This is a genomic window from Microcoleus sp. CAWBG58 (genome assembly GCF_020883045.1).
Classification (GTDB): domain Bacteria; phylum Cyanobacteriota; class Cyanobacteriia; order Cyanobacteriales; family Microcoleaceae; genus Microcoleus.
Genome location: NZ_JAHRFA010000065.1, coordinates 1 through 26851 on the forward strand (window position 1 = coordinate 1; position 26851 = coordinate 26851).

At 45.2% G+C, this 26851-nt stretch carries 16 protein-coding genes and 1 pseudogene; 7 read left to right on the plus strand and 10 right to left on the minus strand.

The window, feature by feature from the left end; all coding sequences use genetic code 11:
* Nucleotides 1-395: 395 nt before the first annotated feature.
* Both ychF and QZ918_RS24095 read left to right on the plus strand, forming a co-directional pair.
* Entirely contained in the window at nucleotides 396-1487 is a 1092-nt protein-coding gene (gene ychF, locus QZ918_RS24090; protein WP_293339134.1) for a redox-regulated ATPase YchF, read from the plus strand.
* A gap of 26 nt (nucleotides 1488-1513) precedes the next feature.
* A complete protein-coding gene (locus QZ918_RS24095) occupies nucleotides 1514-1879 on the plus strand; it encodes a phage holin family protein (RefSeq protein ID WP_293339182.1) in 366 nt (121 codons plus the stop codon).
* 301 nt (nucleotides 1880-2180) lie between these two features.
* On the opposite strand, the gene QZ918_RS24100 is transcribed toward QZ918_RS24095, so the two are convergent.
* The 3 genes from QZ918_RS24100 to QZ918_RS24110 all read right to left on the minus strand — a co-directional run bounded on the left by QZ918_RS24100 (nucleotide 2181) and on the right by QZ918_RS24110 (nucleotide 4394).
* Nucleotides 2181-2612 carry an NUDIX hydrolase gene (locus QZ918_RS24100; protein WP_293339136.1) on the minus strand — a complete coding sequence of 144 codons (432 nt, stop codon included), beginning with the start codon at nucleotides 2610-2612 and terminating at the stop codon, nucleotides 2181-2183.
* 199 nt (nucleotides 2613-2811) lie between these two features.
* Nucleotides 2812-3264, minus strand: a complete 453-nt coding sequence (locus QZ918_RS24105; RefSeq protein WP_293339138.1) for a DUF3531 family protein — start codon at nucleotides 3262-3264, stop codon at nucleotides 2812-2814.
* A gap of 113 nt (nucleotides 3265-3377) precedes the next feature.
* Nucleotides 3378-4394: a Sll0314/Alr1548 family TPR repeat-containing protein gene (locus tag QZ918_RS24110; protein WP_293339140.1), complete on the minus strand. Its 1017-nt coding sequence runs from the start codon at nucleotides 4392-4394 to the stop codon at nucleotides 3378-3380.
* Between the two features lie 409 nt (nucleotides 4395-4803).
* Between QZ918_RS24110 and QZ918_RS24115 the strand changes: the two genes are divergently transcribed.
* Both QZ918_RS24115 and rsmG read left to right on the plus strand, forming a co-directional pair.
* Entirely contained in the window at nucleotides 4804-5475 is a 672-nt protein-coding gene (locus QZ918_RS24115) for an ABC transporter ATP-binding protein (RefSeq protein ID WP_293339185.1), read from the plus strand.
* Nucleotides 5476-5552: 77 nt separating this feature from the next.
* Nucleotides 5553-6296 carry a 16S rRNA (guanine(527)-N(7))-methyltransferase RsmG gene (gene rsmG / locus QZ918_RS24120; protein WP_293339142.1) on the plus strand — a complete coding sequence of 248 codons (744 nt, stop codon included), beginning with the start codon at nucleotides 5553-5555 and terminating at the stop codon, nucleotides 6294-6296.
* Nucleotides 6297-6354: 58 nt separating this feature from the next.
* On the opposite strand, the gene QZ918_RS24125 is transcribed toward rsmG, so the two are convergent.
* The 3 genes from QZ918_RS24125 to rpiA form a co-directional block, all read right to left on the minus strand.
* Entirely contained in the window at nucleotides 6355-7110 is a 756-nt protein-coding gene (locus QZ918_RS24125) for a Fe-Mn family superoxide dismutase (RefSeq protein WP_293339145.1), read from the minus strand.
* A gap of 378 nt (nucleotides 7111-7488) precedes the next feature.
* Nucleotides 7489-8673, minus strand: coding sequence for an aldo/keto reductase (locus QZ918_RS24130; RefSeq protein ID WP_293339147.1), 1185 nt, complete (start codon nucleotides 8671-8673; stop codon nucleotides 7489-7491).
* A 141-nt stretch (nucleotides 8674-8814) separates the two neighbouring features.
* Entirely contained in the window at nucleotides 8815-9531 is a 717-nt protein-coding gene (gene rpiA, locus QZ918_RS24135; protein ID WP_293339149.1) for a ribose-5-phosphate isomerase RpiA, read from the minus strand.
* 572 nt (nucleotides 9532-10103) lie between these two features.
* Here rpiA and QZ918_RS24140 point away from each other — a divergent pair.
* Nucleotides 10104-14552 (plus strand): tetratricopeptide repeat protein, encoded by a 4449-nt coding sequence (locus QZ918_RS24140; protein ID WP_293339151.1) that lies wholly within the window; start codon nucleotides 10104-10106, stop codon nucleotides 14550-14552.
* Between the two features lie 414 nt (nucleotides 14553-14966).
* Here QZ918_RS24140 and QZ918_RS24145 read toward each other — a convergent pair whose 3' ends face one another.
* Nucleotides 14967-18911 carry a PAS domain S-box protein gene (locus QZ918_RS24145; protein WP_293339154.1) on the minus strand — a complete coding sequence of 1315 codons (3945 nt, stop codon included), beginning with the start codon at nucleotides 18909-18911 and terminating at the stop codon, nucleotides 14967-14969.
* A 42-nt stretch (nucleotides 18912-18953) separates the two neighbouring features.
* A complete protein-coding gene (locus tag QZ918_RS24150; protein WP_293339156.1) occupies nucleotides 18954-19271 on the minus strand; it encodes a hypothetical protein in 318 nt (105 codons plus the stop codon).
* 643 nt (nucleotides 19272-19914) lie between these two features.
* On the opposite strand from QZ918_RS24150, the gene QZ918_RS24155 reads away from it, so the two are divergent.
* Together QZ918_RS24155 and QZ918_RS24160 are read left to right on the plus strand one after the other, a co-directional pair.
* Nucleotides 19915-20118 carry a hypothetical protein gene (locus tag QZ918_RS24155; protein WP_293339159.1) on the plus strand — a complete coding sequence of 68 codons (204 nt, stop codon included), beginning with the start codon at nucleotides 19915-19917 and terminating at the stop codon, nucleotides 20116-20118.
* Between the two features lie 140 nt (nucleotides 20119-20258).
* A complete protein-coding gene (locus QZ918_RS24160) occupies nucleotides 20259-20831 on the plus strand; it encodes a cytochrome b (protein WP_293339161.1) in 573 nt (190 codons plus the stop codon).
* Nucleotides 20832-21230: 399 nt separating this feature from the next.
* Here QZ918_RS24160 and QZ918_RS24165 read toward each other — a convergent pair whose 3' ends face one another.
* The gene (locus QZ918_RS24165; RefSeq protein ID WP_527250427.1) at nucleotides 21231-24848 is read right to left on the minus strand and encodes an alpha-mannosidase; all 3618 of its coding nucleotides are present in this window, start codon (nucleotides 24846-24848) and stop codon (nucleotides 21231-21233) included.
* A pseudogene (locus QZ918_RS33305) lies at nucleotides 24846-26723 on the minus strand (glycoside hydrolase family 38 N-terminal domain-containing protein); the annotation flags it as partial. The gene QZ918_RS24165 and the pseudogene QZ918_RS33305, both read right to left, overlap by 3 nt.
* Between the last annotated feature and the right edge of the window lie 128 nt (nucleotides 26724-26851).

The window sequence follows — 26851 nt, forward strand, 5'->3', positions numbered from 1 at the left end:
TCAATTAAATTACTAATTCATTATCTGAAATTTGGAGATGTTCCAATTCCCAATCAAAATAAGAGAAATCATTTTCGACCCCAATCTCATATTTTTTCTTCTCTCATACCCTGATTCAGCAACGCCTAATGTTTTAGTGCTTCGGGAAGTTTAACAGAATTTGTGAGGTCGATCGCCCAAACCGAGTTTCTTGCAAGTCCCCAATTTGTTGATAAATAAGGGACAGGGACAGGTTTCGGGCGATCGCTTTTTTTGGGAAACCACTTGCAAACCGTTCAGCCATCTACCTCAAGTTAGATATTTAGCCGAACACAGGCTTGAGATTTGGGGTGGCTTGTCCAATATATTGCGGATACTTATGATATTTTGAAACAGTGATATGTTTCTAAATAGCTATGCTTACTGCCGGAATTGTCGGACTGCCTAATGTTGGCAAATCTACTCTGTTTAATGCTTTGGTGGCTAATGCCAAGGCGACTGCTGCTAATTTTCCTTTTTGTACGATCGAGCCAAATACGGGTATCGTGGCAGTACCCGACGAACGGTTGAAGGTGCTGAGCAATATTTCCAATTCTGTGCAAACTGTGCCCACGCGGATGGAGTTTGTCGATATTGCGGGTTTGGTGAAGGGTGCGAGTCAGGGGGAAGGGCTGGGAAATCAGTTTTTGTCTCACATTCGGGCTGTAGATGCGATCGTCCACGTTGTCCGCTGTTTTGACAATGATGATATCATCCACGTTTCCGGTTCTGTCGATCCCCAGCGAGATATTGACATTATCAATCTCGAACTGATTTTAGCAGATTTAGCTCAAATTGAACGCCGGCTCGATCGCACTCGCAAACAAGCCCGCAACAACAAGGAAGCTCAAGCAGAAGTAAACGTGCTTGAAAAGTTGGTTGTGGTTTTGAATGCAGAAAAACCAGTACGCCAGTCCAGTTTAACTGACGAAGAAGCAGAATTAGTTAAAGGTTTAGAATTGTTAACAAACAAGCCGATCGTCTATGCGGCGAACGTGTCTGAAGACGATTTGGGAACCGGAAATAGCTATGTCGAACAAGTCCGGGAAATAGCAGCTAAAGAAAATGCTAAGGTTGTCATAGTTTCGGCGCAAGTTGAGTCAGAATTGGTAGAGCTACCAGAGGAAGAACGAGCTGATTTCCTCGAATCTCTGGGGGTGAAAGAAGGTGGCTTAAAATCTTTGATTCGAGCTACTTACGAATTATTGGGTTTGCGGACTTATTTCACTAGCGGGCCTAAGGAAACTCGCGCTTGGACGATTATCGCAGGAATGTTAGCGCCACAAGCTGCGGGGGTAATTCACTCTGATTTTGAGCGGGGTTTCATCCGGGCCGAAACAGTCGGTTATGAAGATTTGGTGGCTACGGGCGCAATGAATGCAGCTAAGGAAAAAGGCTTAGTTCGCAGTGAAGGAAAAGAGTATGTTGTACAAGAGGGGGATGTGCTGTTGTTCCGATTTAATGTTTAGTCTTTTAAGGAGATAAGCACGTGCACATAGATATCGTTTCGCTGGTAATTGCTTGGTTGGTAACATCTGTGAGCTTTTTTATTATTTCCAAGTTACCCATAGGCGTGGATATTGACAGTTTTGGCAAAGCGATGGTTTCGGCGGCAGTTTTTGGATTGCTGAATGCTTTATTGCGGCCGATTTTTATGTTGTTTACTTTTCCAGCTTTGTTGCTAACTTTTGGTTTGTTTATGATTGTTATCAACGCTGCTATCTTTGGATTGGCGGCTTGGCTAGTCGAAGGATTTAGATTGCGGTGGGGAATTTGGAGTGCTTTGCTTGGTGCTTTAGCCCTCACTTTTATTAACTCTTTGCTGTATCAAGTTTTGGGTACGCTTCCCAGAGTAAGGTAGAGAAAGTTCAGTTGACAGTTGACAGTTGACAGCAATCTCTAGTTGGAAGGAAGAGCAGCGGACAAAAAGAAAGGGGGCGGGTTTATCTATTTTGTGAATTGTGGCAAAGTATTTGGGTAAAACCCGCCTCTACTGCACATATTTTGAGTAAAAATTGATTCTAATGTATTTGCTTGTTGGGATTTGGAGCGATTTATAGCGCTTCTCAAGCCTGGTAAGCTATGCCCGGTTTGGCCTATGCCCGGTTTGGCCTATACCTTATCCCATGAGTACGTCATCTTTTTGATAAAGGCTATAGTTATCAGTCTTGGCAATAGTCGAGAAAGCTTTCTGGAACTAGGCGCAATTCTCCCGAGCGAAATCGGTCAACAGGCATCCAAAGTGCGGTACATTTCAAGTTACCGTCTGCAAAATCTAAACTTGCCAATTCATAGAATTTGGTATCCACAAAATCGCACTGGTAGAGTTGTATTAATTCGTGTCCGGCTTGGCCATTAAAAATAAAGAAGCTTTCCAAACAAGCTAAATATTTGATATTTGTTAACTCGGCTTGAATTTCTTCTTGAAACTCTCTTTGCAAAGCGTCGAGGCTGTGTTCTCCGAATTCTACGCCTCCACCCAAAGCTCGATACAATGTGCCTTGTTTTACCGGATCTTTGAATTGGGAAACGAAAATGCGATCGCGCGATCGAATTAATCCTAAAACAATTACACGAATTTTACCGGGTTGCATAATTATACCAAGTCCGCGTATCATATCCCTTTAGACAAGCGTAATAGTAGGGTGCATCGCGATCGACAATTCTGACCCTGATGCAACGAATCGCACAGCGACGCACCCTACTGTATCATAAAGGGGGTGGCTAACTAGGATTTGGTATTAGCCATCAGTCATTATTCGTCTATGCCTGTCATCCCTATCGTGCTAACAGTTAATTATCAGGCTCAAAACCTTCTCTCTTCCTTCTATTGTCAACAGGCCAATCTGCATTCTCGCCACCGATAATTAGTTCTTCAATAGTCACAAATTCTTTGCTAAGTTGCTGAAAAACATTAATCAAAACATCGAGACCGATCGCATCGCTAGTACCTAAATCAAACCAGCAGCGACCCCAAGAACCTTCATACTCCATTTCTCCCATATTGTGCATCAAAGCCATCATGCTTTGGTCGGCTAGATTAACATCGTAATTCATATCGCTGATGTCTAAGCCTTCATCTTGAACTTGCAAATTTTCCGCATTAAATCCTCCCAGTTTTCCCAAAAAAAACCAAGAATCAAACACTTCTTCTACATACTGTTTTTCGCCGTTTGAAGGCACGTTGCTGAACTTCAGCCAAATCCACAAGTCAAAGGGATTAAATTCGCGAAACTCTACTTTCATCAATTTTTACTCTGGTTAATAACAACCGCCAACTGTCAACTAAGAGGGCAGGCACGGGGGCACTGCCCCTACAACTGTCAACTGTCAACTGTCAACTGTCAACTGTCAACTGTTTATAGTGGTGGTAAAGCCGTCGGCCCCCAGACTCCATCTGCATCTCTAATTTTATCGCGCATCGGGTCACAATCGCGAGATTTGCTGTCGAGACGGTTGCGGGTTTTGCACTGCTGAAAGAAGATTTCGGCTACTAAGCTGCGCGGTAGTTGGTCTGGTTTTGCTAAGGCGGCGTCGAAGTTTTTTCGGGCTTCCTCAAGTATGGTTTTGTTGTTGGATTGAGTCTTGGCTTGAGCAGATAAGACTTGTGCTTTGAGATAAAGGATTTCGGGGTTTGTGGGTGTTTCGGCTAGGGACTTGTTGGCAAATTCTAAAGCGCGATCGTATTTTTTTAAGTCTCGATAGCCTACGGCCATGCCGCGATAGGCTAAGTAGCGGGGCGAGGCTTTTTCTTCCAGTCGTTTAATGGCGTCGCTGGGGTTGGAAAATGGTAGGTTTGAGGCTAGCATTAAGTCCATGTAGCCTTTTAGCAGGTTGAGTTCTGGGTCGTTCGGCGCTATTTTTTCTGCTGCATCTAGGTATTGAAATACTACTCGCAGTTTGTTGAGTGCTTGGGGCGCGCCTTTGGCTGTTCCTTCTTTGGCTATGGCATTTGCTCCTTCTAGAAAGTGACCTGCTGCTGTGTAAATGTTGCCGCGCAAGGGGTTAGTCTTGGTCAATTTTTCGCCGACTTCGCGGGTTTTTTGAGCGTAGGTATTCATCGAGTTTAAGTCTTGCTCGATGTAGGATAATGAGGCTGCCATTGCATAGGCTAGGGGTTCGTTTGGTTCTGCTGATAGTGCTTGTTGAACTTGGGCTTTTGCTTGTTTGTAGTTTCCTTGCTGAAACATTGTTTTGAAGGCGGTTTCGGTGTTTGGCCCGATCGCCTGCTGGTGAAGAGTGCGGAAGGGATCGCCGGCTACTGCGGAGTTTATGCAGATGCCCAGGGCGATCGCACTTCCACAGGCGATCGCCCGTACTGTCTGTTTGTAACTTAACATTTGCTTGCCCAGCGCTGCTAAATGGTTTTTCGTCATAGTCAATTCTCTCAATGAAATATACTGTAAACTAGAAACAAGAGAGTTACGTTCTCAGACTATCGGGCCGCTAGCAAAAAAGAGTTAAATTTGCTTGATTTTTTATGGCTGTTGCGGTATATTTTAATAATGGTAGTGTGAATTATAATATATATGAACGCACAGATTTCCATTATCAAAATATACCATAAAAAATGTCAATAATCAAACTCCAAGCCTGAAAAAAACGAAAATTTTGTAAAGATTTATGTAAAATAAATTTGGGCGATCGGCACCAGCCAGAAACAACCTTAACTATTAATAGCACAACCAGAAGCTGAGGGATACACGATTGCCAATTACCAATGCCCAATGCCCAATGCTCAATGCCCAATGCCCAATGCCCAATGCCCTATTCCCAATTACGTTAATGCTTTATCTCAAAAACTTAGTCTATCATCCTACAGCCTGTCCGAATGCTATTTTGAAAAACATCAACTTAGAACTGCCATCGCAGCAAATGGGGCTGATAGTCGGCCGCAGCGGTTCTGGCAAAAGTACGCTCTTAGAAATCTTAGCAGGTTTAGCAGAAAAAACTAGCGGCGACATCCGCTGGCGCGAACAAGAATTAACACCGGAACACTTGCAACAGTTAGGAGGTTTAGTGTTCCAGTTTCCTGAAAGACATTTTTGTGGGGGGACAATTTTAGAAGAATTGCGACTGGGACATCCCGAATTGGGACAAGAACAAATTCACTCAGCGATGAAAGAAGTTGGGTTGGCACATTTGCCGCTGCGCGCTTCTCCCCACGCTTTAAGTGGCGGACAACAGCGCCGGGTGGCCCTGGCGGTGCAGCTAATTCGCCAGCCACATTTGCTACTTTTGGACGAACCGACGGCGGGTTTGGATTGGTCGATGCGCCGACAGTTGGTAAGCTTGTTGGGTAAGTTAAAAAATCACTGGACTTTGTTGATTGTTACTCACGATGCTAGCGATTTATTGAGCGTTGCTGATAAGTTTTGGACGTTAGACCACGGGGATTTGCAGGAGGTCGATCGCGCGAAGTTAGAGGTTAAGGAAACGAGTTTTGTAAGTCAGTAGGCAGTTGACAGTTGACAGTTGTGCGAGGTTAAGAAGTCGCAAACTTTGTCATTAGTTCTTTCGATGGTTATTAAAAGATGAACCAGACAGAAATTATGATGTTACCCCAAATGAATGAGTTGTGGCAAAAAACGCTGAATTGGGAGCCGGATAAGTCGCAGCAGCAACAATTTCAGCGGCTTTATGAGTTAATTGTTGAAGGCAATCGTTCCTTGAATTTAACTCGAATTACTGAACCTGTCGAGTTTTGGGAAAAACATTTGTGGGATTCTCTGCGGGGAATTGCGAGACTGCTGCCGGTTAATCACAATTCGGCTGAAAATGCCGAAATTCCCGCAGAGTCGGTGTTGAAAGCGATCGATATCGGGACTGGTGGCGGTTTTCCAGGGTTGCCAATTGCGATCGCCCTTCCGCATTTATCAGTCACTCTCTTGGATTCAACTCGCAAGAAAATTACTTTCTTGGACACGGTTTTGCCGTCTTTAGGGATAAAAAATGCTGCGACTTTGCTAGGCAGATCCGATGAAATTGCCCGACAACCGCAGCACAGACAAGCTTACGATTTCGCATTTCTTAGGGCGGTTGGGGCAGCTTCTCTGTGCGCTAAATACGCGCTGCCTTTCCTGAAAAACGGCGGTTTGGCGGTACTTTACCGGGGAAATTGGACGGTAGAGGAAGAGGAAGAGTTGCAAAGTGCGATCGAGCATTTGGGCGGTACGCTTGAGTCAGTCGAATCATTCACCACGCCTGCGAGTCAGGGCGCGCGGCACTGCGTTTACTTGCGGAAAACTGTACAAAAGCTCGATCGCCCGATTCGCTAGCGGAAGCCATTTTAGATACAATAGCGGTTGAAACAACCGCCACTGTATCTTTGTTAAACTAACCGATCGCCTTTTCGTAGCGTTTATTAATTTCCGGCCAATTAACCACATTCCACCAAGCCTTTAAGTAGTCTGCACGCAGGTTTTGGTATTTGAGATAATAAGCGTGTTCCCAAACATCATTGCCCATAATGGGATAGTTCCCATCACTGAAAGGACTGTCTTGATTGCCAGTAGTTGTAATCTCAAGCTTGCCAGCTTTATTGCGAACTAGCCACACCCAGCCACTGCCAAAACGCTTAGTACCAGCCTCGTTGAACTTGGCTTTAAAATCCTCAACACTGCCGAAATTTTGCTTAATTGCTGTGGCAATTGCTCCTGTGGGTTCGCCGCCGCCTTTGGGACTCATGATTTCCCAAAACATACTGTGATTGAGGTGTCCGCCGCCATTATTGCGTACAGTTGTGCGAATATCTTCCGGCACTTTGCTCAAATCTTTGAGCATATTTTCAACACTCACGTTTTTAAGATTCGGGTATTTATTGACAGCATCGTTGAGGTTTTTAACGTAAGCTGCGTGGTGTTTGTCGTGGTGAAATTGCATTGTCCGCGCATCGATGTGCGGTTCTAAAGCGTTGTATTCGTAAGGCAGAGGCGGTAGTGTAAAAGGCCCGGGAGTTTGGGCTATTTTTGGGCTTTCTGGGGATGGACTTGCTTGCGCTACACTATTGCCTGACGCTTGGCAAGCACCTGCGGTAATAGCTCCGACGGTGGCTGTTAGCAAATACAAGAAATCTCGGCGTTGGAGTGTCATAAAAGATCCCTAAGTGAATTATTAACTGTTTTATCTCAGATTAAAGCAAAAGGGGAGAAAGTTTGGGAAAAAATTATATAGCCTTTTTTAGAAAGATGAGGTAGTCATATGACAGTTGACAGTTGACAGTTGACAGTTGACAGTTGACAAAAAGCGTTCGCTCTTCGGGGACAACACTAATGACTAATGACTAATGACTAATGACTAATAACCAATAACCAATAACTAATAACTACTGCCTTATCGCCCGAAAGGATGAGACGGATGGGTGATGTTGGTGAGAGCACCTCAAGTATAGGCTAATGAGGTACGTGTACATAAGTCTCACGTGTTCCGGCTCACAAACCCGGTTTCCGTCTCGAAACCGGGTTTTTTCGATTATTCTTGGGATAAGCGCTGCACGGCTTCGCCTCCAAAAAGTCGATCGGCCTTTTGCAATATACCAGGGATTTTGGCAGCGTGGGGGCTGTGGGCGAGACAGCGGCGCAAGTCTAATTCGTTGAGGCGATCGGCTTTTTTGCCCGGAAACCAGTGACTGGCGTTACCCAAAAGGTTGTAGCGCATCTTGCAATAGTCGATCGTACCGTAAGCATTCGCCAAATTCCACAGCCACAAAATCACTCGAATGTTAACCTCTCCGGGAGTATTTTCGATAGTTGGTAAACCGACATCCCAAGTTTTAAACCAATCTTCTCCTAATTTATCAATTGCTGCATTTTCCAACCTTGCTAATATCGGTGGCAAAATTTCATCGGCTTTATCTAACAATTCTACAGCTTTTAGATGCTCGTTAAAATCTTCAGGTTTGGCTGCACCCAAACTCAAAGTGTGTACTTGCGGGTGTGACAAACAAAACAGATCGTTAAACACCATCGGACTCAGTGGATAGCACAAATCTACCAACTTTTGCGGCGGGTTGTAAAGTTGACCGCCTTTGTCGGAAGGACTGATAATAAAAACGCCCATGTCGTGACGTTTGGCAGCTTCAATTGCGGGCCAATTATTTTGATTGATGTAATACCAGTGCAAGTTCAGATAATCGAATTGATTGGTTTCAATGGTTTTGACAATCACATCCGTAGGGCCGTGAGTTGAAAAACCAATAAACCGAACTTTGCCTTCTGCTTGCAATTCTTTTGCCACATCCAAGCAGCCGCCCGGGCGCATAGAATCCTCTAGCAATTCCCAGGTATTAATGCCGTGTATGCAAAATAAATCGACATATTCTAGCTGTAAATAAGCTAAGGATTTATCAAATTCTTCGCGAAATGCCTCGGAGTTGGCTTGAGGACAAACTTTCGTTTGAACTATCAAGTTTTCGCGGGGGAACTGCGGCAAAATCCACCCCAACTGCATCTCAGAAGTGCCGTAACCGCGAGCAGTTTCTATGTGATTGATGCCGCATTCGATTGAGTAGCGAATTGTCGATTCTAGATTTTGTTGATTGTCTGGGGGAATTTCATTTGCTGGTACATCTTGCCATTTGTGGTGATATCTCATGCCGCCGCAGGAAAAGACGGGCATGGATAATTCTGTGCGGCCGAATCTGCGATATTGCATCATAAACAGTTGACAGTTGACAGTTGACAGTTGACAGATGAATCGCCTGGTTTTTAGGATGGAGATTTATAAACCACCCTAAAAATATTCCTCGCTCATACAGGGGTTTAAACCCCTGTATTTTGACAATCAAAGTCAAGTTATCTATTTAGAAATCTCGCGGACTACGGGTTTGCCGTCTTTAATTTCGCCAACCAAAACTAAATCAGTACAGTTGACAAACAAGCCATTTTCTAACACGCCGGGAATGTTGTTCAAAGTCTTTTCTAATTCCGCAGGATTGTCAATGTTATCAAATTTAACGTCAATTACCATGTTACCTTGGTCGGTAATTACCGGGCCTGCTTTTCTGATTCCCATGCGGAGTTCTGGTTTGCCACCCAATTGTTCGATCGCGCGAGTAACTGGCGTAATTGCCATTGGTATAACTTCAATGGGGACGCGAAAAGTCGAACCCAATTTATCTACCATTTTGGAACTGTCAACTACTACAATAAACTGAGCAGCAAGACAATCGACTACTTTTTCGCGGGTGTGGGCGGCGCCACCACCTTTAATTAAGTTGAGGTGCGGATCTACTTCGTCAGCGCCGTCAATGGCTACGTCAATTCTGTCAACTTCGTCGAGGGTTGCCAGCGGTACTCCGTACTGTTTGGCTAATACTTCTGATTGAAAGGATGTGGGAACTCCTTTGATATCTTTGAGTTCGCCGGATTTTATGCGATCGCCCAATGCTTGAATAGTATAAGCTGTAGTTGACCCCGTGCCGAGTCCGACAATCATACCAGATTTTACGCGATCGGCAGCAGCAAAGCCAACTTGCTGTTTCATCAATTTTACGGGGTCTTGTTCTGTCGTCATGTTCGGTAATCCTCAATAATTTTAAGATTATACCATTGATGATGAATTTATTTAACCACAGAGAACGCAGAGAACGCAGAGAGGAATCAGAAGGATAAGAGAGGGAAGTTGCAAATTATTTTAATTGGAAACTTCTCTGTGTCCTCTGCGCCCTCTGCGGTTCAATAAAAAAATACAGTTCACAAATCGGCGGATAATTGCCACAATGAAATGGGAAATATAGATTTATTTAACCGCAGAGAACGCAGAGAACGCAGAGAGGAATCAGAAGGATAAGAGAGGGAAGTTGCAAATTATTTTAATTGGAAACTTCTCTGTGTCCTCTGCGCCCTCTGCGGTTCAATAAAAAAAATACAGTTCACAAATCGGCGGACAATTGCCACAATGAAATGGGAAATATAGATTTATTTGACCACAGAGAACGCAGAGAACGCAGAGAGGAATCAGAAGGATAAGAGAGGGAAGTTGCAAATTATTTTAATTGGAAACTTCTCTCTTTCTTCTCTGTGTCCTCTGCGCCCTCTGCGGTTCAATAAAAAATACAGTTCACAAATCGGCGGATAATTGCCACAATGAAAATCGGATTTCTCGATACCTATACTTGGGATTACAATATTGAAACTCCTTACCGCGAACCTTTGGGCGGCACTCAGTCGGCTATTTGTTATTTAGCTGAGGCGTTGGCAGCCCTGGGAAATGAGGTATTTCTACTCAACAATACTTCCGAGTCGGGGATGTCGCGCGGTGTTGATTGCAGGCAGCGGGTGGCGGACGAGGCTAATTTGGAATTATTGCGATCGCTCGATTTTTTGGTTGTTGTCAATGTAGTTGGTAAGGCACTGGAAATCAAGCCTCTTTTGGGTCAACAGACTAACTTGATTTTGTGGATTCATAACGAACCTGACTTTGTTTTTCTTGACGGTTTCAAGAATGAGCGAGAAATTAATGCTTGTGATGCTTTGGTTTTTGTCAGCGAGTGGCAGCGCGAGCAATTTCACGCTCTTTTTGGGATTGACTCCAATCGCAGTTATGTTTTAAGAAATGCGATTGCACCTTGTTTTGCTAACATTTTTGCCGATAATATTTCGATCCAGTCTCAAAAATCTCAACCGCCCATTCTAGCTTACACTAGCACTCCGTTTCGCGGGCTGGATATTTTATTAAATGTTTTTCCCGAAATTCGTCAAGCTGTCCCCGGAACCAGATTAAAAGTATTTTCTAGCATGAAAGTACACCAAATAGACGACAATGATAATCAGCTTTGTTTCGATGGACTTTACGAAGAGTGTCAGGAAATAGAAGGTGTCGAGTATGTCGGTTCTGTGCCGCAACCCGAACTCGTCCGGCAACTGCGTTCAGTCGCGGTTTTAGCTTACCCGAATAGCTATCTGGAAACGTCATCTATTGCGGTGATGGAGGCGATGGCCAGCGGTTGCCGCATTGTGACGAGTGAATTGGCAGCTTTGCCGGAAACAACGGCTGGATTTGCGCGTCTAGTTTCCATGTCAGGGGTAAAAAATTTGGCATCGGTAATTAATTGGAAGCGTGCAGGAACACCGGATTGGGAGGGATATACAAGGCGGTTTTTAGATGCGACAGTCGAAGTTTTAAAAGATTGTACGGGGGCGGGTAGTGCTACTGCTGAAACTCATCTGAGACAGCAGGTAGAATATATCAATCGAGGGTGTACTTGGTCTGTGCGAGCCCGAGAGTGGGTAGAATGGTTGAATAGTATTAGTGTAAAACCTTTAAGAGTGGCAGAGCAAATGATCCAAGAGTTTTTGGTGGATTTAGAATCAGCTCAAACATATTTTGTCAAGGGAAATCTCCTGAAAGATAGAGGAGTTCTCGGTGGCGCCATCGAGAGTTATCAGAAAGCTTTAGAGTTGGATCCTAAAGATGCGGAAGTTCATAAAAAGTTGGCGGAAGTTTATGTTTTGCAAGGAGAATTCGATCGCGCGATCGCGCAATGCAACCTCGCTATCAAATTTCAACCGAATTTTGCTCCTGCTTACCTGACAGCGGGCAATGCCCTGCACGGGCAAAACCAGCTAGAAATGGCAATTCAAGCTTATTTGCAAGCTTTACAACTTCAGCCGAATTTAGCAGAAGCCAGCGCGAATCTCGGCAGTATGTATTACAAGTTAGGGCAATTAGAACAGGCGGCAAAGGCTTACGAACAAGCTCTTGCTATTAATCCCGGTTTGTGCTCGGTGAATTTGATGCTGGCTGGCGTTTTGCAGCAGCAAGGAAAGTTAGATGGGGCAATTGCTTGCTGCCAAAAAGTGCTGCTACTGCAACCGGAAAATGCCAGCGCGGCAGATAAAATATCCAGTTTAACCGCGCAAAAACAGCAAGAAACTACCGATAGCAAATTTCTCGCATTAGAAACAGAATCTGACGAACAACAACCAGTATCTGTCAGCAAAGATGAAGGCTATGGATTGCAGCCTTCGAGTATCAATTTGCCGCCAGCACCTAATCCTGAAAATTTAAATACTCCGTTTACTAACCCGGCTGAAGTTTCCGAACAAGTTACCTCGCTGAATGTTCCAGATATCGCGCAAGTTGCTAATTTTCAAGAAGTAGAACAGTATAAAAAACTGGCAGAAAACTTTTTAGTTAAAGGGAAAATTCAAGAGGCGATCGCAGCGTGCCACCAAGCGATCAAAATTCGACCTGATTACACCCATGCTTACGTAACTTTAGGCAATGCTTTGCAAGCGGTGGGTAAAATTGAAGCTGCGATTCGATCGTATTCTCAAGCTTTGGAATTGCAGCCAAATTTTGCGGAAGTGCGCGCGAATATCGGCAGTATGTATTTCAAAATGAATCGTTTGGAAGAGGCGATCGCCCATTACCAACAAGCGATAGTTCTGAGTCCAGATTTAGCGGGCGCTCACTGGAATTTAGGCAAAGTATATCACAAACACGGCAACATCGACGGTGCGATCGCCTGTTTTCAGAGAACATCCGAGCTCAACCCGCAGCTTGTCGGTGCCGACTTCCACTTTAACCTGGGAAACCGACTTTTTACTCAAGGCAAGCGCGACGAAGCGATCGCAAGCTACGAAAAGGCGATCGCCATTAAACCGGATTGGGCAGAGGCCTATGGTAACATTGCCAGCGCGCGATCGCAGCAAGGAAATTTCGATGCTGCCATCATTGCATACCAGCAAGCTGTTGCTTTAAAACCCGAATTAGAAGTGCTGCACTTCAATTTAGCCAACTCTTTCATGCAGCAATACAACTACGAAGCAGCGATTGCCAATTATCAAAATACTCTGAAAATTAAGCCGGATTGGCCGGAAGTTCACGCAAACATCGGCAGTTGTTTGTCCATGCAGGGCAAGCTGGAAGAAGCATTAACCAGCTACCAGCAAGCTTTAGCCTTAAAACCGGATTGGGCAGAGGTTTACTGCCGGATGGGACACATTCAGAAGCAAGATAAGCCATTGGAGGCGATCGCATATTTTGAAAAGGCGATCGAATGCAACCCCAAATACAGCGAAGCCCACCAACAACTGTGCGACTTGCTAAGCCACTCCACCAACCTCGCCAGAGCCCGCAGCGTCGCCGACAAATACTGCGAATTCTGCGGTGAAAATGCCCCAGTCATGTCAGCCACAGCCTACGTCTTTTCCTACCTCCAATCAGGAGTCAGCAAACAGGCAATTGAGAAACTCGAAGAAATCGAACAACTCTGCTACGAAAAAGTCGAAACCTTTAGCGTTATCGAACTCAAACTGCTTTACGAAATATTCCTGTTTGCAGTTTCCCACCTCCGAGACAACCGCGAAAAAAATGCCAGTTTCTACCGACTAATTGCCAAAGAATACTACCAAAAAGCCGTCCCGCAGCGACAGCAAGGCAACAGAATCAAATCCGCAAAATATTTAACTAAACAACACCCATTAAAAATCGGTTTCCTTTCCAAACACTTCCGCCGCCACTCCGTAGGTTGGTGCAGCGAAGCCTTAATCCGGGAAGTAAGCCGCATCACTCCCCACGTTCACCTTTACGTTACAGGTAAACTCAACCGAGACGAAGTTACACAGCGGTTTGAAGAAATGGCCGGCAAGTTTTACTGGCCCCAAAAATATCCCAACGGTTTTGCTGACGGTGGCGAAATCTTCGCCGAAGTAGTCCAAGACGATTTGGATGTTTTAATAGACTTAGACTCCATGACAGTACCGACAAATGTCGAAGTATTGTACCAATATCCGGCGGGGATTTGCGTTTCTTGGCTGGGATTCGACGCGCCCTATATTTCCGACAATCACTACTTTCTCTGCGACGAACACACTCACCCCCCAGGCGTTGACAAAAATTACTTAGAACAGTTAGTGAGATTGCCTAATTGTTCGGTAGCAATTGGCGAACTGCAAAGCATTCCTGTGAATCGAGAGGCGATTAGAAATGCCCTGGGGATTGGCTTGGAGCAAATGGCTTATCTCTGTGTCGCTCCGGGCAGAAAAACTAATCCTGAAATGGTGCAAGCTCAAGTTAGAATACTTAAGCAAGTACCAGATAGTATGTTGATTCGCAAAGGTCAAGGCGATCCGGAGATAATTCACAGCACTTACCGCGAAGAATGCGATATTCAGGGAGTAGATTTTGAACGGATTAAGTTTATCGGCCAAACCCGAAGCGAAGAAGAACATCGCGCTATCTATTATGTAGCCGACGTGTTGTTAGACTCCTATCCTTACAACGGCGGGACTCACAATTTAGAGGCTTTGTGGGCAAATTTGCCAGTAGTAACGAGATCCGGCGACCAATATCTTTCCCGAATGGGTTATGCTTTTCTTAAAAGTGCAAATCTAGATGTAGGTGCGGCTTGGACTTGGGAAGAATACACGCAGTGGGGAGTTAAGTTTGGGCGCGATGCTGGTTTGAGAAACGCAGTGAAAGAGCATTTAATTAAGTCTAAGCAGCCAGAAAATCTCGCGCCTTTGTGGAATCCTCAACAGTTAGCCCAAGATATGTATGAAGTGTTTCAAAAACTGTTAGCTAAATAGACTGGGAATTTGGTTTGTAGTGAGGACTTTAGTCCTTCTAAAATCTGAGGACTAAAGTCCTCACTACAAACACCTTGATAGCAGGTAGAGAAAAGGGATTTCTGGATATTTTTACCCAACGCCCAGTAAAGTTTTGTAACAAAACCCGTAAAAATGCGTAAAAATCCGCACCGAGTCCGATATATAAATGCTGATTCATAGTATCGCGATCGCCCTAACCTTATGCCGGTTGGCGCGATCGTTTTTTTTGGTACGCTGATGACTACTGACTACTGACTACTGATATCGTTTCCGGTTGGATCGGAATTATTTAACCGCAGAGGGCGCAGAGGACACAGAGAGAGAATAGAAAGATTAATAATTCCAATGCTACCGGATTTGATATGACAACTGTCAACCGTCAACTGACAACTGTCAACGGACAACTCGATCGCGCCCGCCTGACTTAGCCCGATACAGCGCCTTATCAGCAGCTTCAATCAGCATTTTCGGCGAATTTTGACCTTCAGCAATCGTCGCCACCCCCATGCTGAGAGTCACACAATCGGTGACAACAGACTTGAGGTGGGGAATTGCCAAAGCTTTGACGCGCCTGCGGATTCCCTCGGCAAAAGCCTGTGCAGCGGCGATATCCGTATTTGGCAAAATTACCCCAAATTCCTCGCCACCGTACCTAGCAGCCAAATAAAGCCGTTCTGCGGGTGCGTTGGCGCAAGCATCCCCGATCGCCCGCGCGACTTGTTGCAAACAAGCATCCCCAGCTTGGTGGCCGTAATTGTCGTTATAAAGTTTAAAACAGTCAATGTCGCACATAATCAAAGATAGGGGTTCGGCAGTGCTCGACTGTTCCCATTCCCGATTAATCACCTCGTCAAACCGGCGGCGGTTAGCTAGCTGAGTCAGACTGTCCAAATTCGCCAACCCGTCCAACCGCTGGTTAGCAGCAGCTAACTGCTGGTAAAGTAAAGATTGTTCGATCGCGATCGCCACTTGAGTCGCCAACTCACTCAGCAAATCCATATCAAACGGCTGCCACTCGCGGGGCGCCGAACAGTGGTGGGCAATCAACAAACCCCACAACTTCGGCACTTGACAAGTAGGATTGCCGTCGCGGTGTTCGATTCCCTGCTGCACGATGGGCACCACCAAATTCGCCTTCACCTGACACTCGGCCAAAAAATTGACGTGGCACTCGGCAAAATTAGAAGCCTGAATGTTTTCTACAGCGCGAATTCTGCCCTTTAAATACTGTCCCACATAAGTATTAGCAAAACAGCAATCCTCGATCGCCATCCCCATCAGCGGCATCCATCCTGCGCCCACCGACTCCACCACCACATCCCCGTTCCAATCTGGTCGGAAGCGGAAAATAATCACCCGATCCGTGGCCAAAAACTCCCGCACTTCCGCTACTGTAGTCTTAAGAATATCTTTGAGATCCAGAGAAGAACGGATGCGAGATTGAATTTCGGCGATCAGGCGTTCCCGCTCAACTTGCTGGCGCAAAGCCACTTGCACCTGCTTGCTTTCAGTAATATCTCGACCTTCCGGCAGCAGCAAGACAATTTTACCAGTTTCGTCTGCCACCGGTTTGAGAGAAAAATCGATAGTTGCCGTGCGGTTTACCCCTTGAACCTCCACTTCATAGCGGACAAATTCACCTTTTGCCGATCGAGAAATCGCCTCTTGCAACTGTTCCCGAACTTCCGGAGAACCCCCCCACCAAGGCCCCTGCCAAAACGGTCGATTTGCCACATCCCGCAGCTTAATTCCCGCGAAATCTAGAGAAGTTTGGTTAGATTCCAGCAGAATGCCATCCGGTTTTAGCAAGCTAACAAATTGGAAAGAAGAATCAAAAATTGCCCGAAAGCGCCGTTGAGAATCCCCCAACATTGCCGTCACCTTTTCGCGAGAAGTAATATCGCGGAAGCGCCACACCCTGCCAATAATATTTTGTCCGACTCGAATCGGCTGCGTGTAGCGCTCAAAAGTCCGGCCGTCTTTAAAATCGAGAATATCGCAGCCTTCGGACTCGGCATCGCTATAAATTTCTCTAACTCTCTGTAAAAAATCCCTCGGATCTTTAACTTGCTTAGTGAGAAACGTCAGCCGCACCGTTCTATCCAGTGAGTTTCTAACTTCTTCGTGGATACCCCACATTTGAACTAACTTTTCATTAAAACTAATCAATTCTCCGGCGTTAGTAACAGCGAGAATACCGTCTGCCGTTGCTTCCATAGTAGCGTGCAACAAAGAGCGCGATCGTTCTAATTCTGCTGCCATTAATTTGCGTTCCGTGAGATTTCGCACTGCTTTAACCTGCACCAAACGACCTTCGCAAACTACAAATTTGCTACGCACGTCAGCAGGAAAAGCAGTCCCATCCCGCCTGAGAAAAATCGTTTCGCAGACTGTATTGCTGGGTGCAGAAATCATTTGTGGCGCCATTTTGTAAGATTTTGGCGACAGCAGTTCCAGCAAACTCATTCCCACCATTTCCGCAGGTTCGTAACCGAACAGTTCGGCAAAATCCCTGCTGACGCTCAAAATTGTGTCGCGGTCAGCCACGGCAACTGCTTCAAAATAAGCTTCGCATTCGAGCAATTGTGCTGCTGTGCTGCTACCACGATCCCCGGCATAGCTGTTGTTAATTAGCTGTTGCATTTGCGTATTTGCAGAATACAGGGCGGCCATTGCCTGCCGATACATAGCAGTGCGTTTCTCAACTTTTTCAGTAAGGCGAGCGCGATTTTCTCGGAGTTCTCTTTCGACTCTAATTAAATCTGTAATATCTACTGCAAACACGATAACGCCGGCCACTTGACCTGATTCGTCGCGGTAAGGTATTGTATCTGTCCGCACCCAGCATTTGTGACCTGTGGCAGTTGGCAGCAGTTGGACTTTTCCCAGTTTCGGAACGCCGGAATTGATGACCTCTAAATCTTCTAAATAATATTGTTCTGCTTCGTCTGGATAGATTTCATAAAAAGATTTGCCTTCTAGTTGATTTGCGGGCAAACCTCTCGATGCAGCGGCGGCTTGATTAATTCGCAACAAGCGGCTGTCGGTATCTTTGTACCAAATCATCGCCGGCACCGAATCAAAAATAATTTGCTGTTCTTGGTGCTGGCGGCGCATTTCTGCTTCTACTTGTTTTCTTTTAATTATTTCTTGTTCCAGTTTTTTGTTAGCTTTTTTGAGTTCTGCCGTGCGTCTTTCTACTCTTTCTTCGAGTTGGTCGTAGTATTGACTTAGCATATTTTGCTGCTGTTGGCGCCGCATAGCTTCTAATTTAAAGCTTTCGGTCGCCGACAAACTTGACGATACAAACTCTGCTAAGATTGTAGTTAATTCGTGTTCTTCTTCCGTCCACTGGATGCTGGAACCCCGGCGTTCAGCGCTGACTATTCCAGCCATTTGACCAGCCAGCAAAATCGGTACATTCAACAGGGCCGTCGTACCCCGATCTGCAAAATAAAGACTTGCCAGTTCTCGCGTTCTCGGGTCATTTTCGGCTGCCACCGTTGCGATCGCATTTACGGATTTTAAGGCTTGAAAATACGCCGGACAGTCGGCCGCTGTGATGATTATTTGTACGGAATGGAGTTTGGTATTTTGTTCGTAAAAGTCGATACAGTGAAGCTGGGTTTTGTCTTCCCCGTACAGCCAAATACTGGCTCGATCGCAGTTGACAATACTGACAGCGGTTTCCGTGACTTCGCGGATGAATTCTTCTATATTGTTGCGTTCTTTAAGTTGACTTTTGGCTAATTTTGCGATCGCCAAAGTTGAACGGCGCCAATTGTCCTGAGAATTTGGCGGCGGTGCTACCGGCGCAGCGGCCTTAATTTCTTCGCAAACTAACAGTACCACCGGCCGTTGGAAATTGGCAACAGAGTGACTATCGGTATTTTCGTCTATTTTCCATTCTACCGCAGGCAAAGCGCGCGCCGTTGCTTTTACCCACATAATTTTGCCGTCTTTGCGAGTCAAACAGCCTTCCCAACAGGCGACTTTTGGATTTGACGTACCTTTTGTCGGGTGAACCAATCTCGCAAATTCTGACTGCATTTTCCCTTGATCTTGGCAGTAAAATATGTTAAAAATTGAATGACAAATTAATTCCTGCGACCTGTAGGCGAGGCGAGATTCGCCGAATTGATTGAGGGAAAAAACTCTTCCCAAAGCGTCTAGGACGAAGTAAATGCCCGGAAAATTATCGTAGACAGTTCGATACCAATCCTGTTCGACTTGTTGTTTGGTGGACGAAACTTTCGTGGCCGCGAGATCGTCCCCCGTACCTGTCAAGTGAGAATTGTTGGTTTCTGGGTTGCTTGAATGATTTTTTTTAGCAAACACTTTTAGCTTAACTCGACTGTAATTAATTTTACTTTCTGGAATTTAACTTTCTTGTGAAACTAAATTTAACCTGTTATTTGAAAAATTTACAACTTGTAACAAAATTACAGCTTGTCCAGCACGCTGGTTTTCGCGGACGATGCAACCCCTGTGTTTGTTTTTGTAGAAGGAAGAGTTGACAGTTGGCAGTTGGCAGTTGGCAGTTGGCAGTTGATAGTTGATAGTTGACCGAAAGAAGAAGAAGAAGGAAGAAGGAAGAAGGAAGAAGGAAGAAGGAAGAGTTGACAGTTGACGGTTGACGGTTGACGGTTGACAGTTGACCGAAGGAAGACGAAAGACGTTCGAGGGAAGACCTTTCATTGCAATCAACCACAAGGGTTTCGGCAATTAAGAAAATCTTAACCGTCTTAGCGGTTGCAGTAGTTGCTAGACCGTCTGCGTGCGGGAGATATTTCTGGTGGCGTTGCCGTGTCAGCAGTTAAAACAGCAATTACCCCCTGTGTACTTGTAGTATCCCCGACAATGGAAAAAATTGGCAATCAATTGTTTTAACTAATACGAGTGGGAAGTCCCGCACTCTATCCGTTTACAGGATGAGTGACGGGATGAAAACGAGCAGCAAGCAAATTGAGCGATAGCGAATCCATGATAGAATCGAAATAAGCGGGGATGATAAGAGTAGCCGTGGTGGGCGAACTTTCCGTTGTATAAATGCTAGACACCACCTATCAGTTTCTGACTGGTAGCCCCAAGATCCCTTTCTTGCCGTAAAAGAGCTGATGGATGGGTGAAAAAATCAACAATTCTACTCCTTGGGACACAGGGAGTCTGCCTCGAAGATAAGTAATTATCTTGCTAGTTAGGACCACCTTCGGGTGAGTAAAACCTACGGAGGGAGGATAAGACCAGCTTAGAGATTGCTCGCGTCGAGGCTCTCCCGTTGAAAGAGGAAGCCCGCACTCTATTTGTTTACAATAATGAGTGTCGGGTATGTCACGTATCTATGATAACATTCAAATATCTACTGTTGGGACTGACTTACTTAGGTTTCGGCTGGGGATATTTGCCCTGGCTGCGGATGAACCGGGCGCCGATCGCAATTCTTGGGTCAGCTTTTGCCGTAGATTTGGAGATACTATACCTCAAAACTGCTTGGCAGGCGATCGACCCGCGTAAGATGGTTGTTTCTTGCGAATGGCGATCGTGAATACAGTTAATTCGACTGTTTAATAAACATTGCCAATAATTAAATTCAGTAAATTCCGATCGCGCACTTCGTTGCCGCAGGCTTTAGTCATATAGTTTATACTGAATCTTGTGCAGCCAACGCTAACGAGGTAAAGAAGAGTGACTACCCTAAAACCAGTTGCTAAACCCCGACTTAATTCTGCATTCAAACAATTGATGTCCTTGCACTGGGTGATGTCAGTTGGCTATTTAGTGCTGTTTGTTGGCGGTACATTTATGGCTCAATTGCCGAGAGAATTGTTTATTCGAGGCCCCCTTTACGATTTTCACAAATCTGTAGGAGTGCTGACAATGGCTTTGCTGACTTTGCGGATTTTGACTCTGCTGCGGGTAGGGTGGAAAAAATATACGAAACGCCTGCCAAAGTTTACGCGGGAATGGTACAAAAATTTTGCTCTCCACGCGACTTTGTACGTTTTTATGTGGCTGGTTCCAGTTGCAGGTTTCTTTTTTTCTAACTCTTTCAAAAGTAACAACGTGAAATTTTTCGGAATTGTTTTACCGGATGTGTTTCCGCAGAATTCCGCAATGGTTGAGGTGGGAAGGAGTTTACATTTTTGGCTGGCGTACACGTTTTTAGCCTTCGTGATTTTGCATATTTTAGCTCAAAAGAAAGTTGTGAGGGCTAATTGGCGCAGGTTGGCAAATTTTGTGCGGACTAAGTTTGCGTAAAAGTTCGGCAACGAGCAATGTATGGGATGTAATATCGTTTGCGGTTAGATCGAAATGATTTAACCGCAGAGAGCGCAGAGGGCACAGAGAGAGAAAATAGAGATGAATACAGGATGGATGCAATCGGATTTGATATAACTGAGATATTGGACTGCAACATCTCAGATGTAACGGATGTAAGGGAGGTCAGGAAAAAGGAAGTAGTTGATGCGATCGGGCAATAAGTAGGTAGGCGGGATTAAACCGAACTATGTAACAGTATGTAAACAGAGCTAAATCATTTACGCTTAGGGGATTTGGATAATTTACAATCGTTTAGATACTTGCATTTTACAGCGCCTACTTACTTAATATCGATGGTTCCGGCAATGGAAAACATCTCGATCGCCGAAAAGGTTTCTATAAATTTACTGCAAAACTGGCTATTTTCCACGGTGATATTTTGAAAGTTTTCCCATCGCCTGACTTTTGAGGCAAATCTACGGGTTGTTCTAATAAATCGACGGAGTGACTAATCGCCAAACCCAAATCGCTATTTAATTCCAACTTCGCCTCTTGGCCGTGACACTCGTAACACCGCAAAATCCACAAATTCGGATTGTCCTCGGACTGTTTGAATGCCATCAGCACTAAATTTTCGGCGGACAAATCCAAGAACTTGCCAACTGCTGGTAAACTCTTGTGTCGGCTTTCTTCCAACTTTGGCAAAACTTTTACCAGCAGTGGCAAATTCAACTCGTACCCGTGCCGAACTGTGTCGGCTTCTTGCCAATTTCCAGCGTGGGGATAGACGGCACAAGTAAATTCGGAAACTCCTTTATCTGCTTGCTCATCCGGCCAAGTGGAACTTCTGAGCAAAGTCAGCCGAATTTGATTTGGTTGAATGTCGCAACCGTATTTACAATCGTTAAGCAAACTGACTCCAAAACCGTCGTTGCTGATATCAGTCCAGCGGAAAATCGGTACTTCCCATTTGGCTTTTTCTGCCGGTGTCTGCGGCTTGGTCGATCGCGCGATCGCGCCGCCGGGAATTTCGCAAGTTGCAAAATCTGCTGCGACATTTAACCCGAAGGCTGTTTTGACTAAAACGTGAGTTTCTTGCCAATCTACGACTGTCTTGATTTTCAGCAGCGGGGAACCTACTTCTACTATATAATTTTGGCGAAACTCCGATTTACCAATTTGCATAACTACGCGCAAACTCTGCCGCACTTCTCCCCGGTCTACCCAAGAAATCTGTTTGAGTATCGGGGCGGGCAATGGATATTTTTGGTAATTCGGATCGATATTCCAAGCATCCCAATATTGGCCGCTGTCTTGAAAGGCTTGCAGTTGATTTCCTCCGACTGCATTCAGGACTTCTCTATTATTTGCTTTATCCCAAATGCTGGATAAATTACCAGTTTCTGCGTCTACTGTTGCCCGAATAAGCTCATTTTCTAACACCATTTCTGGGGCTGGAAAATGCGTTTCTTGACAAGGCGTGTTTTTTTGTGCTATACCGTATGTAAGTTTCGATAAATATGTCTTTTTTTCGGTTGCTGAGCTTACTGACGGACGATCGACTGTTTGAGCATCTTGACGACAGAGCCAAAAAACGCGGTAGCCGATCGCCGGAACACTATCTGCCGAAAATAACAGTGTAGATTGAGGATCGCCCTTAACAATCTGCGAAGTCAACCGTTGTCCGGATAAGTCATAAATTTGCCAAGCCCAATCGGGGGAATCGGGAAGAGTTAGAGTTAAGGCGACAACTTCAGAGCGCGACCAATTGAGAGAATTGAAAACAAAAATCGGTTGAGCGTCCGGCTGCGGAGGAGAAGGCAGAGAAATTTGAGCAGCGATCGCATCTAAGGATTGTAGCAGGATGTGGCGGCAAGTGCGATCGACCCGATCAAAGGCTAGATTAGCATCAGTGTAGACCTGGGCGATCGCCGAACCGGGCAAAATATCGTGAAACTGGTTAAACAACACCTGCTTCCAAGCCGATTCTAACTCAACTTTCGGATAAACCGCACCAGTGCAGATTGTGGCGATCGAAGACAACAACTCGGCTTGATAGAGCAAATCTTCGCAGCGACGATTTTGGCGTTTTTGGTCAGCGCGAGTCGTGTAACAACCCCGGTGGAATTCTAAGTAAAGTTCGTCTTTCCAAATTGGGAGAGGGGGAGAGGGGTTCAACAGTTGACAGTTGACAGTTGACAGTTGACAGTTGGGGGAGAGGGGAAGATTGGGGGAATTTTTTAGTTGGGATTTCTCTTGGTGAATCTCGGTTGGGAAATCAAGGTATTTAGATTCTGATTCGGAGATTTTACTGGAAAAATCACCTGTTAAGCCGGACAAATTCTCGGTTGTTTTCCGAAGTTGCAAATTTTCCTTGTTTTTTGCCGAATTCGTTTGACTTTCGGATAAAGTTGCGGAATTTTCGAGTAATTTTTCCGAGGCGACATCCGATAAAGTTTCTACAACTCCAGAAATTGGTAAACTTGCGGGATTCTTTAGATTAGAGTTGAGGCTTTCGGGTAAACTTGCGGATTTTTCGAGTAAATTTGGAGGTGCGACATCCGATAAAGCTTCGACAACTTCATAAATTGGTAAACTTGCGAGATTTTTGAGATTGGAGTCTAGGCTGTCTGGTAAACTTGCGAAATTTCCTGATGCGACACCTGATAAAGTTTCTACAACTCCAGAAATTGGCAAACTTGCGGGATTCTTTAGATTAGAGTTGAGGCTTTCGGGTAAACTTGCAGAATTTTCGAGTAATTTTTCCGAGGCGACATCCGATAAAGTTTCTACAACTCCAGAAATTGGCAAACTTGCGGTATTTTTGAGATTAGAGTCTAGGCTGTCTGGTAAACTTGCGAAATTTTCGAGTAAATTTGGAGGTGCGACATCCGATAAAGTTTCGACAACTCCAGAAATTGGTAAACTTGCTGGAGTTTCCTGAGTTGAGGTTCGACTTCCAGGTAAAGTTGCGGAATTTTCGAGAAAGTTTCCCGAGGCGACACCTGATAAAGTTTCGACAACTTCAGGAATTGGCAAATTTGCGGGAGTTTTGAGATAGGAGTTGAGGCTTTCGGATAAAGTTGCGGAATTTTCGAGTAAATTTGGAGGTGCGACATCTGATAAAGTTTCGACAACTTCAGGAATTGGCAAACTTGCGGATTTTTCAGATTGCTGTCTTTGACTTTCGGATAAAGTTGCGGAATTTTCGAGTAATTTTCCCGATGCGACACCTGATAAAGGTTCGACAACTTCAGGAATCGGCAAACTTGCGGGAGTTTTTAGATTGGAGTTGAGGCTTTCGGGTAAAGTTGCGGAATTTCCCGATGCGACATCCGATAAAGGTTCGACAACTTCAGGAATTGGCAAACTTGCGGGAGTTTTGAGATTGGAGTTGAGGCTTTCCGGTAAAGTTGTCGAATTTTCGAGTAAGTTTGGAGATATGACATCCGCCCAAGTTTTGACAACTTCAGGAATTGGCAAACTTGCGGGAGTTTTGAGATTGGAGTTGAGGCTTTCGGGTAAAGTTGTGGAATTTCCCGATGCGACATCCGATAAAGGTTCGACAACTTCAGGAATTGGCAAACTTGCGGGAGTTTTGAGATTGGAGTTGAGGCTTTCCGGTAAAGTTGTCGAATTTTCGAGTAAGTTTGGAGATATGACATCCGCCCAAGTTTTGACGACTTCAGGAATTGGCAAACTTTCGGGAGTTTCCTGAGTTGAAGTTCGACTTCCGGGTAAAGTTGCGGAATTTTCTGGTAAATTTGGAGATATGACATCCGCCCAAGTTTCGACAACTTCAGTAATTGGCAAACTTGCAGATTTTTCAGACAGTTGTCTTTGACTTTCGGATGAAGTTGCGGAATTTTCGAGTAAATTTGGAGGTGCGACATCCGACAAAGTTTCGACGACTTTAGGAATTGGCAAACTTTCCCGACTTGGCGACTGCGAAACATCAGATATAGAATCAACCTCGGCAACTTCCGGCAAAAACTGACTCTCAATCAAAGACAAATAATCAACAGCCTTGATAAACTCTAACCTTGGGAAAAAAGGCGACAATTTCCAGCGTTTCGCCACTTCTAGCATATCGCGAGTCGGGCCGCCGCCGTGGTCGCCAACTCCCGGCAACCAAAGAGCATCTTGCAAACCAGTCTTAACTTGCCAGTCAAAAGCATGACTTGCCATTTTAACCGATTCTATGTTTTCGCCGATCGCGCCAGACATCATACTAAATATTTTAGTACCGTCTAACCCTTCCCACCAAAACGCACCGTGGGGAAATTGCGTCGAATCATTCCAGCGCAACTTCTGCGTCACAAAATAGTCAACTCCACCTTGCCGCCAAATCTGAGGTAATTGCCACCCAAAACCAAAAGTATCCGGTAGCCAAGCCACCCGCATCAACTCCCCAAACTTTTCTTTAGCATAACGCTGTCCGTAAAAAACTTGCCGCACCATTGACTCAGCCGAAATCAAGTTTAAATCCGGTTCAACCCACATCCCGCCGACAACTTCCCAACAACCAGCCGCTACCTGTTTTTGAATTGCTGCAAATAAGTCAGGGCGGTGCTCTTCCATCCAAGCATAAAGTGCTGGAGTTGAATGACAGAAAATCAAATCGGGAAACTCGGATTGCAATTTCAATACCGACTCAAAAGTTCGTTCCGCCGCTTCCCAAGTTTCCGGGACAGGCCACAGCCAAGCTAGGTCTAAATGAGCGTGACCAACCAAATAGATTTTACCTATATATATAGATGTATGGCAATTTTCAAGTAAGTCAGCTCTGGATTGGGAATTGGGAATTGATAAGGGGGAATTGGTAATTGGTAATTGGTGATTGGCCCGCGAGTGCATGACTTTATCGAGAAAAGCTATATCGCCAGTTTCACCTATATATATAGATGTGCTATTCGTATTTTCTGAAACCCGAGAAAGTTTCTCCCTGCTTCCTCCCTCTGCGCCCTCTGCGCCCTCTGCGGTTAAATCATCTAACTCCCCAGAAAAAGAAGTAAAGTTGAGACTTTCACCTATAGATGTGCTATTCGTATTTTCTGAAACCCGAGAAAGTTTCTCCCTGCTTCCTCCCTCTGCGCCCTCTGCGCCCTCTGCGGTTAAATCATCTAACTCCCCAGAAAAAGCCCGCAGATATCCCAGTAAATTGTGTCGCAATACAGATAAAGATCGATCGAACTTGGCGCGATCCGGCAAAGCAGACCAATCAATCAAACCAACCGCCCAATCAATCCCAGATTGCAGCCTTTCTCCCTTGACGTACATTCGGCGACTTGCTAAGATTTCGACGGGCAGGTCTTGGGAATCTTCGTTTCCTAAATTTCGATCGATCGCACTTTGCAAAATCTCTAATTCGTCCGCCACAAAACTCGGATCGAAACAAGTATAGTCCGCAGCTTCGTACAAACAAATCGATCGCACTAAAGCACCGTTATCGTGCCCGGGACTTACCAGCCGCAAAACAACTAAAAATTCATCTCCCGGATTCACCGACGCACTCAACAAAACTCGATCGGCACAATCGAATAAATCACCTTGTCCAACTAACTCACCGTTGACAAAAATAGTTGCATCTTCCGCCCACCAAGTCAAACTCAGCAGCAAACGCAAACCTGCTACAGGATAGCCGTGCAAATTTTCAGGAATGACAAATTTCTGTCCCAAACAAACAACTTGCTTCCCCGATGGCCAAGCAATATGTCGTTTTTCGTTAAGTTCAACAACCTCTCCGTTAGAAATACCTACCGAACCGACAGCAGATGAGTCAGCATCGCAGTACCTCCAACCAGACTGAACCTCCACTTGGCTGAGGCGGCGCAACTTCTCTACAACTTCAGAAATATTATTGCTAGCAGGTGGCACAACGGCGCTCATATTTAGCTAAAATAGGACTTGCGTAGGAATCTGGGCTCAGTATCGAACCGCGAAGACGCAAAGGACGCGAAGAAATAAAGGTTTCAGAGGGTTTGAAACTGGGATTGAGATCCAGTTTTGATTTTAGT

Bases quoted from the DNA above. Each gene is read 5' to 3' on its own strand.
- QZ918_RS24115 (WP_293339185.1), top strand. From the start codon at position 4,804: ATGCTTTATCTCAAAAACTTAGTCTATCATCCTACAGCCTGTCCGAAT.
- QZ918_RS24155 (WP_293339159.1), top strand. From the start codon at position 19,915: ATGATAACATTCAAATATCTACTGTTGGGACTGACTTACTTAGGTTTC.
- ychF (WP_293339134.1), top strand. From the start codon at position 396: ATGCTTACTGCCGGAATTGTCGGACTGCCTAATGTTGGCAAATCTACT.
- rsmG (WP_293339142.1), top strand. From the start codon at position 5,553: ATGAACCAGACAGAAATTATGATGTTACCCCAAATGAATGAGTTGTGG.
- QZ918_RS24105 (WP_293339138.1), bottom strand. From the start codon at position 3,264: ATGAAAGTAGAGTTTCGCGAATTTAATCCCTTTGACTTGTGGATTTGG.
- QZ918_RS24140 (WP_293339151.1), top strand. From the start codon at position 10,104: ATGAAAATCGGATTTCTCGATACCTATACTTGGGATTACAATATTGAA.
- QZ918_RS24100 (WP_293339136.1), bottom strand. From the start codon at position 2,612: ATGCAACCCGGTAAAATTCGTGTAATTGTTTTAGGATTAATTCGATCG.
- QZ918_RS24130 (WP_293339147.1), bottom strand. From the start codon at position 8,673: ATGATGCAATATCGCAGATTCGGCCGCACAGAATTATCCATGCCCGTC.
- QZ918_RS24110 (WP_293339140.1), bottom strand. From the start codon at position 4,394: ATGACGAAAAACCATTTAGCAGCGCTGGGCAAGCAAATGTTAAGTTAC.
- QZ918_RS24150 (WP_293339156.1), bottom strand. From the start codon at position 19,271: ATGAAAGGTCTTCCCTCGAACGTCTTTCGTCTTCCTTCGGTCAACTGT.
- QZ918_RS24125 (WP_293339145.1), bottom strand. From the start codon at position 7,110: ATGACACTCCAACGCCGAGATTTCTTGTATTTGCTAACAGCCACCGTC.
- rpiA (WP_293339149.1), bottom strand. From the start codon at position 9,531: ATGACGACAGAACAAGACCCCGTAAAATTGATGAAACAGCAAGTTGGC.